The 12,647-nt window shown below is 61.7% G+C and carries 13 protein-coding genes and 3 tRNA genes; 9 read left to right on the top strand and 7 right to left on the bottom strand.

Translation table 11 applies throughout. The features are described from left to right. Nucleotides 1-17: 17 nt before the first annotated feature. Nucleotides 18-524, bottom strand: coding sequence for a hypothetical protein (locus PAN08_RS07070; RefSeq protein WP_269790746.1), 507 nt, complete (start codon nt 522-524; stop codon nt 18-20). A 29-nt stretch (nt 525-553) separates the two neighbouring features. Continuing rightward, nucleotides 554-1,447, bottom strand: coding sequence for a 4-hydroxy-tetrahydrodipicolinate synthase (dapA, locus tag PAN08_RS07065; protein ID WP_269790745.1), 894 nt, complete (start codon nt 1,445-1,447; stop codon nt 554-556). Between the two features lie 162 nt (nt 1,448-1,609). Between dapA and PAN08_RS07060 the strand changes: the two genes are divergently transcribed. The 9 genes from PAN08_RS07060 to PAN08_RS07020 all read left to right on the top strand — a co-directional run bounded on the left by PAN08_RS07060 (nt 1,610) and on the right by PAN08_RS07020 (nt 7,344). After that, complete coding sequence (locus PAN08_RS07060; protein ID WP_057632420.1) at nt 1,610-2,170, top strand: glycine cleavage system protein R; 561 nt, start codon at nt 1,610-1,612, stop codon at nt 2,168-2,170. 78 nt (nt 2,171-2,248) lie between these two features. Continuing rightward, nucleotides 2,249-2,728, top strand: a complete 480-nt coding sequence (locus PAN08_RS07055) for a peroxiredoxin (RefSeq protein WP_269790744.1) — start codon at nt 2,249-2,251, stop codon at nt 2,726-2,728. 82 nt (nt 2,729-2,810) lie between these two features. Further along, complete coding sequence (locus tag PAN08_RS07050; protein ID WP_269790743.1) at nt 2,811-4,211, top strand: PhoH family protein; 1,401 nt, start codon at nt 2,811-2,813, stop codon at nt 4,209-4,211. A 5-nt stretch (nt 4,212-4,216) separates the two neighbouring features. Then, complete coding sequence (locus PAN08_RS07045) at nt 4,217-4,708, top strand: hypothetical protein (protein WP_269791197.1); 492 nt, start codon at nt 4,217-4,219, stop codon at nt 4,706-4,708. Nucleotides 4,709-4,721: 13 nt separating this feature from the next. Next, complete coding sequence (locus tag PAN08_RS07040) at nt 4,722-5,393, top strand: YoaK family protein (RefSeq protein ID WP_269790742.1); 672 nt, start codon at nt 4,722-4,724, stop codon at nt 5,391-5,393. Between the two features lie 34 nt (nt 5,394-5,427). After that, entirely contained in the window at nt 5,428-6,237 is an 810-nt protein-coding gene (gene thiD / locus PAN08_RS07035) for a bifunctional hydroxymethylpyrimidine kinase/phosphomethylpyrimidine kinase (protein WP_269790741.1), read from the top strand. Next, nucleotides 6,234-7,076 carry an alpha/beta fold hydrolase gene (locus PAN08_RS07030; protein WP_269790740.1) on the top strand — a complete coding sequence of 281 codons (843 nt, stop codon included), beginning with the start codon at nt 6,234-6,236 and terminating at the stop codon, nt 7,074-7,076. Before thiD ends, PAN08_RS07030 begins: the two co-directional genes overlap by 4 nt. A 63-nt stretch (nt 7,077-7,139) precedes the next feature. Then, nucleotides 7,140-7,216: transfer RNA gene (locus tag PAN08_RS07025), tRNA-Arg, on the top strand. A 51-nt stretch (nt 7,217-7,267) separates the two neighbouring features. Then, nucleotides 7,268-7,344, top strand: a tRNA-Arg gene (locus tag PAN08_RS07020). Nucleotides 7,345-7,734: 390 nt separating this feature from the next. Here the strand turns inward: PAN08_RS07020 and PAN08_RS07015 are convergent. The 5 genes from PAN08_RS07015 to recA form a co-directional block, all read right to left on the bottom strand. Beyond that, nucleotides 7,735-7,827: transfer RNA gene (locus PAN08_RS07015), tRNA-Ser, on the bottom strand. 72 nt (nt 7,828-7,899) lie between these two features. Next, nucleotides 7,900-8,103, bottom strand: a complete 204-nt coding sequence (csrA, locus tag PAN08_RS07010) for a carbon storage regulator CsrA (RefSeq protein ID WP_057632432.1) — start codon at nt 8,101-8,103, stop codon at nt 7,900-7,902. A 139-nt stretch (nt 8,104-8,242) separates the two neighbouring features. Next, on the bottom strand, nt 8,243-10,894 hold the full coding sequence (alaS, locus tag PAN08_RS07005) for an alanine--tRNA ligase (RefSeq protein ID WP_269790739.1): 2,652 nt from the start codon (nt 10,892-10,894) through the stop codon (nt 8,243-8,245). A 98-nt stretch (nt 10,895-10,992) separates the two neighbouring features. Beyond that, the gene (gene recX, locus PAN08_RS07000) at nt 10,993-11,484 is read right to left on the bottom strand and encodes a recombination regulator RecX (protein ID WP_269790738.1); all 492 of its coding nucleotides are present in this window, start codon (nt 11,482-11,484) and stop codon (nt 10,993-10,995) included. A 113-nt stretch (nt 11,485-11,597) separates the two neighbouring features. Continuing rightward, nucleotides 11,598-12,635, bottom strand: a complete 1,038-nt coding sequence (recA, locus tag PAN08_RS06995) for a recombinase RecA (protein WP_269790737.1) — start codon at nt 12,633-12,635, stop codon at nt 11,598-11,600. Nucleotides 12,636-12,647 lie beyond the last annotated feature (12 nt).

Here is a 12,647-nt window from a genome sequence, read left to right as displayed (position 1 = left end):
GACTGAACCGAGCAGCCTCAGCCCGCCAGCTTGGCCTTCAGCGACGAAATCAGCTTCACTGCAGCGGCATCAACTGCCGGCAGGCCACGCGGATCAACCGCCGACACATAAACACCGGAATCCACGGCCACCACGCGCACCAGGAAGTTGCTGCCTTCATAGCCAACGTCGTAGGAGCCCAGCAACTGCGCGCGGCTGGCGATGTTCACGCCTTCAATGGTGGCCAGCGCATCGCCAACCTTGGCGAACACGTCTTCACGGTTGCCTGCGATGGTGAAGCCGCTTTGCGAAGCCGCCGGGGCCGCCTGCGTGCCGGCAGCCGATTTGGTTGCCGAGGCCAGCGCCGGGATCGCCGTGGCACCGGAGGTGTTGGGCACATTCAGGTCCGGCGGCACTTCCAGCGGACGCACCTCCGGTGCGAGCGCGTAGTCGCCGCGCGCCCCACGGTGACAGCCAGTGGCGGCAATGGTTGCAACGGCCAGCAGCGCCAACGACAGCACGCGAACGGTAGAGGTTTGACGCATGGGTGAATCTCCAGGGTTCAGGCCACTGATCAGTGGCTGGATAGTTCTTCCAACGCTTCCACGTCCGCCGCCAGATGGTCGGCGGCAGCATGGTACTGCGCAGAAAGCGGAAGCAGCGGCAGGCGCAACCCGTGCCCGATACCAAGACGCTGCAGCAGCGCCTTTACCGGAATGGGGTTGGACTCGACGCCACAGAAATCGTGGTACGGCTGCAGGCGGGCATCCCAGGCTTCGGCCGCCTCGTGCTCACCGGCACGCGCCAGGTCACACAAAGTGCGGTATGCGCCCGGCAACGCGTTAGAGCCAACCGAAATCAGGCCATCGGCCCCGGCCAGCATGGAACGTGCGGCGGTGCCGTCATCACCACTGAGCAGGCTAAAGCTGCTGCTACGCAAGGCCAGCAGCGCTTTCAGCCGGGAGGTATCGCCCACGGCCTCCTTGATGCCGACGATGTTCGGGTGCGATATCAGTTCGGCTACGGTTTCCGGCAGCAGGTCGCAACCCGTACGACCGGGTACGTTGTACAGCACCACCGGCAGGCCACCCTGCTCAGCCACCGCCAGATAGTGCAGGCGCAGGCCTTCCTGGGTGGGCCGCACATATGGCGGCGCCACGACCAGCGCATGGGTGGCGCCATTCGCCGCCGCGCGCCGGGTCAGGGCAATGGTTCGGGCCGTCCCCGACAAGCCGGTACCGGCAAGCACCGGCATTCTTCCGCCCAGCACAGACACAGCGCTGCGCAGCAGGCCGTCGTATTCTTCATCGGTCAGCGTGGACGCTTCACCGGTCGAGCCGGCTACCACAACGCCCTGCACGCCCGCTTTGAGCTGCAAAGCCAACAAATGCTGCCAAGCATCGGAATCGAGTGCGCCGTCTGCCTGGAAAGGGGTCGCCAACGCGGTGATAAGGCCGGAAATGGACAAGGGGATCGTCGCTCTTCATGGGGGTAAAGAAGCCCGCCAGCCGGCGGGTTCGTAACCGAAGGCATGTTACTTGCCGGTCGAAAGCACGGGCAAGTATGCTGGGCACCAGTGTTCGGCCCGTCCCCGGCGCCGTTCAGACTCTCAAGCATTTCCGGAACCATCTTGACCGACACCACGCCGCGGCAGCTGCCGACAGAAAACCATCTCCTGATCAACGCCTATACGACGCATCCGGAGTCTCCCCTGCTGTCCGTCACCCGCCGTATTGCTGACAGCGGCTGCAATCTGGTCGATGCCCGTCTTTCCACGGTAGGCCGCGACGTTTCGGTCACCACCCTGGCAACCGGCTCGTGGGATGCAGTAGCCAAGCTCGAGGCAATGCTCACGCGCCTCGAACGCGAAGAAAACCTGAAACTGGTGTGGTACCGCACTGCCGCCAAGCAAGTGCAGTCCAACCTGCTGCCCTACATCGTGGAAGTGGTTGCCGCCGACAAGCCGGGCATCCTGTTCCAGTTGGCCGACTTCTTCGACCGCCAGGGCATCACCATCGAGAACCTGCAGAGCACGCGTTACCAGGCAATGCAGACCGGCGCGGAAATGTTTTCGGCCCAGATCACCATCGGCGTACCCTCCAACATGCATATCGCCGCATTGCGCGACGATTTTCTCGAATTCTGCGACCACCTCAACCTGGACGCAATCATGGACCCGATGAAGTTCTGAACATTCGCGCGCCCATCACAGGCGCGCGGCGTTTCATGTAATTGCAATCGAACTACCCCAGGCTCCGGAAAGGATCTGATGAACATCGGCGACACCCTGGACCGCACTACTCTCGACCTCCCGCTGGCCTTGTCCGGCGGCGCTACCACCACCCTTGCCGAACAGGCCGGTCACTGGTTGGTGCTGTATTTCTACCCGAAGGACAGCACACCCGGATGCACCACCGAGGGGCTGGACTTCAATGCCCTGCTCCCCAAATTCAAACGTGCCGGCGCGCAGGTGTTCGGCGTTTCGCGCGATTCAGTGAAATCGCACGACAACTTCTGCGGCAAGCAGGGATTCAAGTTCCCCCTGATCAGCGACACCGACGAGGCCCTATGCAACGCCTTCGACGTGATCAAGATGAAGAACATGTACGGCAAGCAGGTACGTGGCATCGAGCGCAGCACCTTCCTGATTTCGCCCGATGGAACGCTCGTGCAGGAATGGCGCAAAGTAAAAGTCGCCGGTCATGCAGAAGCCGTACTTGAAGCCTTGAAGGCCACCCAAACCAAGTGACCCAACTCCCGTCCCCACCCTCGTCATCGCCCTGCTGCGCAGGTGCGATGGCGTGACCCTGTCCCGCCACCAGGAATCGACGATGACCCGAGGCAAGCGCATCTACGTACTGGATACCAACGTGCTGATGCACGACCCGACCGCGCTGTTCAAATTCGAGGAGCACGATGTCTACCTGCCAATGCAGGTAATCGAGGAGTTGGACAACGGCAAGAAAGGAACCACCGAAGCAAGCCGCAACGCGCGCCAGGTGAGTCGCTTTCTGGATGAATTGATCGAAGCGTCGGGCATCAGCAGCGTGCAGAAGGGCGTGCCGTTGGCGCGCCCACAGGGCCTCCAACTGCGTGGCGCGCAGAGCGCCGGCCGCCTGTATTTCCAGACCAGCCACTTCGATGCCGGCAAGAGCTTTGGCAAGGTCATCCCGGACAACGCCATCCTGGGCGCCATTCTGGTACTGAAGGAGCAGTCGCCGGATGTGCCGGTGGTGTTCATTTCCAAGGACATCAATCTGCGCATCAAGGCGGCCATCGCCGGCATTGATTCGGAGGACTACGAAAACGACCGTGCGCTGGATGATTTCAGCCTGCTCTATACCGGCGCCACGCAGTTGCCGGAGGACTTCTGGAAGAAGCACACCGACAACCTGCGCAGTTGGAGCGACAAGGGCCGTACCAGCTACGAAATCCTCGCCGCCGATGACGAAGATTGGCACCCCAATCAATACGCCTACCTGCCGGGTGAGGACGAAGTCGAGCTGAAGGTCACCAAGGTCGAGGGCGATGGTCGCGTCACCCTGTCCCTGGTCAACGACTTCCGCCACAGCTCGCATGCGGTGTGGGGTATCGCCGCACGTAACCGCGAGCAGAATTTCGCACTCAACGCCCTGATGGACCCGGAGATCGACTTCGTCACCCTGCTCGGCACCGCCGGCACCGGCAAGACGCTGCTCGCGCTCGCCGCTGGGCTGGCGCAGACGATGGACAGCCAACGCTACCGCGAGATCATCATGACCCGCGCCACCGTCAGCGTGGGCGAGGACATTGGCTTTCTGCCCGGTACCGAAGAAGAAAAGATGACGCCGTGGATGGGCGCGCTCACCGACAACCTCGAAGTGCTCACCCACAACCAGGAAGGCGGCACCTGGGGCCGCGCGGCCACCAACGACCTGCTGGCCAGCCGCATCAAGATCCGCTCACTCAACTTCATGCGTGGGCGCACCTTCCTGTCGCGCTACCTGATCCTGGACGAAGCCCAGAACCTCACCCCGAAGCAGATGAAGACCCTGATCACCCGTGCCGGCCCCGGCACCAAGATCGTCTGTCTGGGCAATGTTGAACAGATTGACACGCCCTATCTGACCGAAACCACATCCGGCCTCACCTATGCGGTGGACCGCTTCAAGAATTGGCCGCACAGTGCGCACATCACATTGCGCCGGGGCGAGCGTTCGCGCCTGGCCGATTACGCCTCGGAGGTTCTGTGAAACACCTGCACGTCCTGCTGCTGGCCAGCGCGTCGCTCGCGCTGGCCGCCTGCACACCTTCCAATATCAAACCCGGCACCAGCGTGCCGACTGCAATCAAGGCTGGCCAGTCGTGGGTGGTCACACGCCCGATCGTCGCCGCGCAGGTGCTCGACACCTGCTCGCGCGACAGCCCTGCTCGCCACGCCGGCACGGTAACCGGCTATTGGGCGCCTGCTCGCACTGATATTGAAGCACTGGAGAGCCAGCTGCCCCAGCTGGCCTCCCGCGTTACCGAGCCCAGCCTGAGCAATCGCCAGTACGTCGGTTTTGAGTCCAGCGGCAAGCGCTTGATCTACATCAACGCCTTCCCGTTGCCGGACCACAGCGAGATCAATCCAGCACGCGAAGCCATCCGCGTCTGCGATGGCGGCAAGCAGTTCTGGGGTGCGGTGTACGACCCACAAACCAGCACCTTCTCCGACGTCCAGTTCAACGGCCCGCCACCCACGCAATAACGGGAGCGTCGGCATGGGAATTCGGCTGCCCACCTGGGTCTGGATCGGAGCGATCACACTGTCCTGCGTCGCCGGCATGGTCAATGTGGTCGGTTTTCTCGGCTTTGAGCACCAGGCGGTCAGCCACCTTACCGGCAGCACCAGTCAGCTGGGCATGGCGCTGATGCAAGGCGATTGGCGCGCCATCGGGCATTTGTGGGGGCTACTGATCGCCTTCTCGCTGGGGGCGACGCTCAGTGGGCTGATCATCCAGGACAGCACACTGCAGCTCGGGCGGCGTTACGGCATCGCGCTGGCTCTGGAATCGGCACTGCTATTCCTCGCCATTCCGCTGTTCAAACATCAGCAGGTTTGGGGTGCAATGTCAGCTGCGATGGCCTGCGGACTGCAGAACGCCATGGCCACCACCTTCAGCGGTGCAGTGGTGCGCACCACCCACCTCAGCGGTATGTTCACTGATCTCGGCATTGGCCTGGGACACCTGCTACGTGGCCTGCCCCTGCCAGTTCGTCGGCTGACGCTAAGCGGCCTGATCATCAGCGGCTTCCTGGCAGGTGGCGTAATGGGAGCCTGGTTGTTCGTGCGCTGGCAATACGACGCGCTACTCGTACCGGCACTGCTCACCGGCTTGGTCGGGCTTGGCTATGTGATCTACCGGCAATATGTGCTCCTGCGGCAACGGTGAGCAAAGCCATCGACAAACATTGCACAATCCCCGCATGACCCCTTCCACCCCAGTTTCCGCCCTCACTATCGCCGGCTCTGACTCCGGCGGCGGCGCCGGCATCCAGGCGGATCTCAAAGCATTCGCTGCGCATCGCGTGCACGGCCTGTCCGCCATCGCCGCCCTCACTGCGCAGAACACACGCGGCGTCACGGCCGCTCACATACCGCCGATGTCGTTCCTGCAAGCACAGATCGACGCCTGCTTCGACGACTTCGATATCCACGCAGTGAAACTTGGCATGCTCGCCAATGCCGAGGTGATCCACCTCGTCGCCGATGCGCTGGAGAAACATCGTCCGCCGCATGTCGTACTCGACCCGGTAATGGTCGCCACAAGCGGCGCAAAACTCCTGGAAGACAGCGCACTGCGCGCCATGCGCGAGCGCCTGCTGCCACTGGCCACGCTGCTCACACCCAACACACCGGAAGCCGAACTGCTGCTCGGCCGCAGCATCACCAATGCCGATGAAGCCGAAGATGCGGCGGCAGCATTACTCGATATGGGCACACGTGCTGTACTGCTCAAAGGCGGCCATCTACATGAAGGCAACCGTGTCATTGACCGCTACTTCGACGGTGTTGCCCGTGAAGAATTCAGTCACGTACGACTGCCCGTAGATGCACACGGCACCGGCTGCACACTTGCCTCTGCCATTGCCGCGCAGCTATGCCGTGGGCTGTCGCTACCCAATGCCTGCGAAGCGGCCATCGACTACATTGCACGCGGCCTGCAAGTCGGCTACCAACCGGGCCGCAGCGAAGTGATGGTACTCGACCACTTCGGCGCAGCGCCCAAAGCATGAAGACTCCTGCATGCCTGCAAGTCATCAGCGCCGATGGCCATCGTTTCGAACTGCTTGCCTACATGCCGGAGCAACCAATAGCCAGCCTGCTCTGGTTGCCCGCATTGGGCGTGTCGGCGCGCAACTATCAAGCGTTCGCCGAAGCACTGGCCGCCGAAGGCATCGCCGTATTCCTGCACGAATGGCGCGGAAACGGCAGCAGCAGTCTGCGTCCGGATCACCACCATGACTGGGGCTATCGCGAACTGCTGCACTACGACCTGCCCGCCGCCGAAGCCGTCGTGCAACACACGCTCCCCGGCCTGCCACTGCGCCTGGGCGGCCACAGCCTGGGCGGCCAGTTGAGCTGCTGTTACGCCGGCTTACGCAACGCGGATCTGCAAGCCCTCTGGCTGGTGGCGAGCGGCACACCGTGGTGGCGTAGTTTTCCAGTGCCGCGTCGCTACCTGCTGCCGCTGGCCTATCGCTTTCTGCCATGGCTGGCCCGCAAGCGCGGCGCCTTGCCCGGCCGACGTGTCGGCTTCGGTGGCACCGAGGCGCGCAGCCTGATCCGCGACTGGGCGCGTGTAGGCCTGAGCAATCATTACGCCGCCGACGGAATGTCTGTCGACCTGGAAGCGGGCATGCACACGCTCAACGCCCCGGTGACGGCACTGGTATTCGATGACGATTGGCTGGCCCCCGTCAGTTCGATGCGCTCCCTGCTGCAGAAGATGCCCAACGCCACCCACACGCTGCGCGCGATGTCATCCGGTGAGCTGGGCACTGCCGCCGACCACTTCCGCTGGATGAAAGCACCGCAAGCTGTCGTTGCTGCATTGATTCATCACGAAGATTAAGAAAATTTCACAAAAAACATTGACGCAAACGCAGCATATCCGCATAATCTCGCTCCTGACGACGCGCCCGTAGCTCAGTTGGATAGAGTACCTGGCTACGAACCAGGCGGTCGGGAGTTCGAATCTCTCCGGGCGCACCACGTCAGAATGCAGAACTTGATTCTGCAAGCTTCAAACAAAAATGAAAATGCGCGCCCGTAGCTCAGTTGGATAGAGTACCTGGCTACGAACCAGGCGGTCGGGAGTTCGAATCTCTCCGGGCGCACCATTTCAAAAAAACAGCAGGCATTGCCTGCTGTTTTTTTATGCGCGCCTTTTGATGAGCGGCAAGCAGCACCATCTCCTGCACGCTCGCATGCATGCATCAACGTCATACAAACACCCTCACATGCAGCACGGCGCGCTAGCTAGCCCCTCAACGATTGCCGCAGAGCTCCGCACCTCGCGAGCCCCACGGCAGCGCCGTGCACCACCATCAGCCTCCGGCGCCGCACACGAGCTCAGAGCAGCCCACCAGCGCGACCTCCCCACACGGGCAGCACCCTTGTCACACACGGCAACGTCATCCACCTCACAACATCTTCAGTCCACAAAAATTGCCGTTACACGCGCTAAATTTCAGACAACAAAAAAGCCCCAAAAAGGGGCTTTTTTGAACTGGCGGAGTGAGAGGGATTCGAACCCTCGATAGAGCTTTTAACCCTATACTCCCTTAGCAGGGGAGCCCCTTCAGCCACTCGGGCATCACTCCGTTTCTCTTGCCCGCTGCGTATTCCGTAGCGGGGCGCGAAGAATAACGTTTAACGGGGTGAAAGGTAAACCCTTATTCGGAAGTTTCTTCACTTCCGGGTGCAACCGGCTCATCACCGCGCTGGATACGCTGAAAAATTTCCTCGCGATGCACCGCCACATCCTTCGGAGCAGTGATACCAATACGTACCTGGTTGCCCTTGACGCCGAGCACGGTCACGCTGACCGAGTCTCCGATCATCAAGGTTTCGCCTACTCGGCGAGTCAGGATCAACATTTTGCAAATCTCCATGGAACCGGATGGATTCCCCACCGGCATTGGCGCGCGTCCTAAGACTGCGCCCCACGACAAGGGAAAAGACTCCCAATGTTACCGGTAGGGTGTTGGCACCTTCAAGGCACCGGATTGTTCACATTCAGGCGAGATGTGGCTGGACCCAAGCGACCACACCCTCAAGCGCAGCCAACAGCTTCGGGCCGTCCTCACCACCACCCTGCGCCATATCCGGACGACCACCGCCCTTACCGCCAATTTGACCGGCTACATGAGCGAGCAGTTCCCCGGCTTTGACCTTACCCATTGCCGAACCGTTCACACCCGCCACCAATGCCGCCTTGCCGTCCTGCACGCCTGCCAGCAGGATCACCGCGTCACCCAGCTGCTGACGCAGGCGATCCACCGCCTCACGCAGCGCCTTGGCGTCAAAGCCCTCCAGACGCACAGCGAGCACCTTCACGCCCGCCACATCCACCGCCGATCCAGCCAGATCAGCTGTCGCACCGGACGCCACCTTGGCCTTGAGGGCCTCCAGCTCGCGCTCCAGCTTCTTCTGTCGCTCGCCCAGCTGGCGGATCTTGTCCACCACGTCGCCCGCACTGCCACCCAGCAATTGCGCAGCCTCATGCAGACGTTGCTCTTCATCAGCAACGTAGTCCAGCGCGCCCTGCCCGGTCACCGCCTCAATACGGCGGACGCCGGACGAGACACCACCTTCGGAGGTGATCTTGAACAAACCGATATCACCGGTACGTGAAACGTGGGTGCCACCGCACAGCTCGGTCGAATACTCACCCATCTTCAGCACACGGACGTTCTCGCCGTACTTCTCGCCAAACAGCGCCATGGCACCGAAGTCGAGCGCTTCCTGCATGCCCATGTTGTGCACTTCGGCAGCATTGTTGGCGCGCACCTGCTCGTTAACCTTGCGCTCGACCAGCGCCAGCTCCTCCGCACTGATCGGCTGGAAGTGGGCAAAGTCGAAGCGGAGACGATCCGGCGCCACCAGCGAGCCCTTCTGCTGCACATGCGTGCCCAACACTTCGCGCAGCGCGGCGTGCAACAAGTGGGTTGCCGAATGGTTGAGGATTGTGGCGCTACGGCGCGCGGCATCAACGCTGCCAGACAGCGTATCGCCAATCTTGAGGCTACCCTGCCCAACACGGCCAACGTGACCATGGAATTGACCGGCGAACTTCTGAGTGTCGGTCACTTCAACAGTGACGCCCGCACCCGACAGCACGCCGGTGTCGCCCACCTGACCACCGGACTCGGCATAGAACGGCGTCTGTGCGGTGAACAAGATGACCTCGTCACCCGCCTGCACCGCATCCACCGGTCGGCCATCCTTGATCAGCGCGACCACTTTCAGACCATCGCCCTGCAGCTTGTCGTAACCCTGGAACACGGTCGGCGACAACGTTGCTACCAGATCCGCCGGCAATTGCACGCCACCACCAAACTTGCCGGCGGCTCGCGCCATTTCGCGCTGTTGCTCCATCGAGGCGTCAAAGGCGACCATGTCCACCGTCATGCCCCGCTCACGCGCGATGTCGGCAGTCAGGTCGACCGGGAAGCCATACGTGTCGTACAGACGGAATGCATCAGCGCCCGGGATCACGCCGTCGCTGACCTTGGCCGCTACGTCATCAAAAATCTTCATGCCAGCGTCCAGCGTCTCAGCGAAACGCTCTTCTTCGGCCAACAATGCACGCACCACGGTATCCGCCTGTGCCGGCAGCTCCAGATAGGCTTCACCCATCTGCTCGACCAGGGTCGGCACCAGCTTGTTGAAGAAGGGCTGACGCACACCCAGCATCCAACCATGACGCAGAGCGCGGCGAATGATCCGACGGAGCACATAGCCACGACCTTCATTCGACGGCAGCACGCCATCGACGATCAGGAACGAGCAGGCACGGATGTGATCAGCGATCACGCGCAGCGATTTGTTCTCAAGGTCGGCGGTGCCGGTCAGCTCGGAAGCCTTGCGGATAAGTGCTTGGAACAGGTCGATTTCATAGTTGGTATGCACGTGCTGCAGGATCGCAGCCAAGCGCTCCAGACCCATACCGGTATCCACGCACGGTGCCGGCAGCGGCACCAGCGTGCCATCGGGCTGCCGGTCGAACTGCATGAACACCAGGTTCCAGATTTCGATGAAGCGGTCACCATCTTCATCCGGAGAACCCGGAGGGCCACCTGCAATGTGGTCACCGTGGTCGAAAAAGATCTCGGTGCAGGGGCCGCAAGGGCCGGTGTCGGCCATCTGCCAGAAATTATCCGAGGCGTACGGCGCGCCCTTGTTGTCGCCGATACGCACGATTCGGCTTTCTGGGATGCCCACCATGTCGCGCCAAAGCGCGAAGGCTTCGTCATCGTTGTGATACACGGTGACCAGTAGGCGCTCTGCCGGCAGCTTCCAAACCTGAGTCAGCAGCTCCCATGCCCAGGCAATGGCGTCTTTCTTGAAGTAATCGCCGAATGACCAGTTGCCCAGCATTTCAAAGAAGGTGTGGTGGCGAGCGGTGTAACCGACCTGGTCAAGGTCGTTGTGCTTGCCGCCTGCACGCAGGCAGCGCTGGACGTCGGCAGCGCGCACATAGCTGCGCTTCTCCGCGCCCAGGAACACATCCTTGAACTGCACCATGCCGGAATTGGTGAACAACAAGGTCGGGTCGTTTCCCGGCACCAGCGGTGCCGATGGCACGATGGTGTGGCCCTTACTCTTGAAGAAATCGAGGAAATCGCTGCGGATCTGGGAGGTAGTGAATTTGGCAGGTGTATTCATGGGGACTGGCTATAAGCTGGCAAACGGGTCCCAGCAGCCCAGAGGGCGCGGGAATTCGGGACAACCGAAACCCTGAAAGGGTATCAGGCCCAGCCCGGTCAGTCCTCAGGATCGTACCGGGTGGCGCTGCGGATACAGCTGCCATCAAACCCTCGCCGTGCCAACAAGTCCGCGGCCTTGCGCCGCTGCGACAGTTCCTGCGGGCCACCCTCGCCAAAACGGCGGCATATCAAGTCCCGCGCGTTCTCGACCCAGTCGCCCTCAAAGGTCGCCATGGCGGCCTCGATCTGCGCGCTGTCCAGCCCATGAGTACCTAACTCGGCCCGGATATGCAGTGGGCCATAGCCTCCATTTACGCGACTGCGCACCAGCATCTCGGCAAACCGGGTGTCATCCTGCCAGCCCTCGTCCGCCAGACGCGCTATCGCTGCATTCGCAGCTTCCGCCTCGATGCCGCGCGCCTTCAGTTTGCGCCCCAACTCTTTGCGCGAATGCTCCCGCCGGACCAGCAAGCCCAAGGCCCGCTGCAACGGCGTCTGCTCGACGCGGCGCTTGCGCTTACCAGCCGATGGCTCATCAAAATCATTCATTACGCTATCGCCCAATCAGGATTGCGCCTTCCGTGGCACCTATCCTCCTGGATTCAATGCCGTGGGGGCGGGACAGCGTCACTGACGATGCGCCGCCCGCCCCCACGGGAAACTCACTCGTCACCCGGCTCGCTGTCGCCTTCCTCACGCGCAGCTTCGGCAGGCTGGAACCGCTCACGTAGTTCAGCTTCGAGCTTGGCCGCCACCTGCGGGTTGTCACGCAGGTAGCCACGGGAATTGTCTTTGCCCTGGCCGATCCGCTCGTCGCCGTAGCTGTACCAAGCGCCAGCCTTCTCAACGAGCTTGGCCTCCACACCCATGTCGATCAGCTCACCCTCGCGGGAAATGCCTTCGCCGTAAAGGATTTCAGTGATGACCTGCTTGAAGGGCGGGGCCAGTTTGTTCTTGACCACCTTGATCTTGGTCTGGTTGCCAATGATCTCGTCGCCCTTCTTGATCGCACCAATACGGCGGATATCCAGGCGCACCGAGGCATAGAACTTCAGTGCATTACCGCCAGTGGTCACTTCCGGGCTCTGGCCGGGCATCATCACGCCGATCTTGTGGCGCAGCTGGTTGATGAACACCACCAGTGTATTGGAGCGCTTGATGTTACCGGTCAGCTTACGCAGCGCCTGGCTCATCAAGCGGGCCTGCAGACCCGGCAGCTGATCACCCATTTCGCCTTCGATTTCGGCCTTGGGCGTCAGCGCGGCGACCGAATCGATCACCACAATGTCCACCGAACCTGAGCGCACCAGCATGTCGGCGATTTCCAGCGCCTGTTCGCCGGTATCCGGCTGCGACAGCAGCAGATCATCAACATTCACACCCAACTTGCCGGCGTAGATCGGATCCAGCGCGTGCTCAGCGTCGATGAAGGCTGCGGTGCCCCCCAGTTTCTGGCATTCGGCGATGGCTTGCAGCGTCAGCGTGGTCTTGCCCGAGGATTCCGGGCCGTAGATCTCGACCACACGGCCCTTCGGCAGGCCACCGATACCCAACGCGATATCCAGCATCAACGAACCGGTCGGAATGATCTCGACGGGCTCAACAACACGGTCGCCCATGCGCATCACCGAACCCTTGCCGAACTGCTTTTCGATCTGGCCCAGTGCGGCAGCAAGCGCGCGCTTCTTGTTCTCATCCATCGGATTCGTCCT

It is taken from the genome of Stenotrophomonas sp. Iso1, assembly GCF_027497995.1.
Lineage (GTDB): Bacteria > Pseudomonadota > Gammaproteobacteria > Xanthomonadales > Xanthomonadaceae > Stenotrophomonas.
The sequence above is the reverse complement of the archived record's forward strand: the minus strand, read 5'-3'. Positions and strand labels throughout refer to the sequence as shown.

What these genes read in the sequence shown, in the direction of transcription:
- PAN08_RS07070 (WP_269790746.1), bottom strand. Translation starts at nt 524, where the DNA reads ATGCGTCAAACCTCTACCGTTCGCGTGCTGTCGTTGGCGCTGCTGGCC.
- thiD (WP_269790741.1), top strand. Translation starts at nt 5,428, where the DNA reads ATGACCCCTTCCACCCCAGTTTCCGCCCTCACTATCGCCGGCTCTGAC.
- csrA (WP_057632432.1), bottom strand. Translation starts at nt 8,103, where the DNA reads ATGTTGATCCTGACTCGCCGAGTAGGCGAAACCTTGATGATCGGAGAC.
- alaS (WP_269790739.1), bottom strand. Translation starts at nt 10,894, where the DNA reads ATGAATACACCTGCCAAATTCACTACCTCCCAGATCCGCAGCGATTTC.
- PAN08_RS07040 (WP_269790742.1), top strand. Translation starts at nt 4,722, where the DNA reads ATGGGAATTCGGCTGCCCACCTGGGTCTGGATCGGAGCGATCACACTG.
- recX (WP_269790738.1), bottom strand. Translation starts at nt 11,484, where the DNA reads ATGAATGATTTTGATGAGCCATCGGCTGGTAAGCGCAAGCGCCGCGTC.
- PAN08_RS07055 (WP_269790744.1), top strand. Translation starts at nt 2,249, where the DNA reads ATGAACATCGGCGACACCCTGGACCGCACTACTCTCGACCTCCCGCTG.
- recA (WP_269790737.1), bottom strand. Translation starts at nt 12,635, where the DNA reads ATGGATGAGAACAAGAAGCGCGCGCTTGCTGCCGCACTGGGCCAGATC.
- PAN08_RS07050 (WP_269790743.1), top strand. Translation starts at nt 2,811, where the DNA reads ATGACCCGAGGCAAGCGCATCTACGTACTGGATACCAACGTGCTGATG.
- PAN08_RS07030 (WP_269790740.1), top strand. Translation starts at nt 6,234, where the DNA reads ATGAAGACTCCTGCATGCCTGCAAGTCATCAGCGCCGATGGCCATCGT.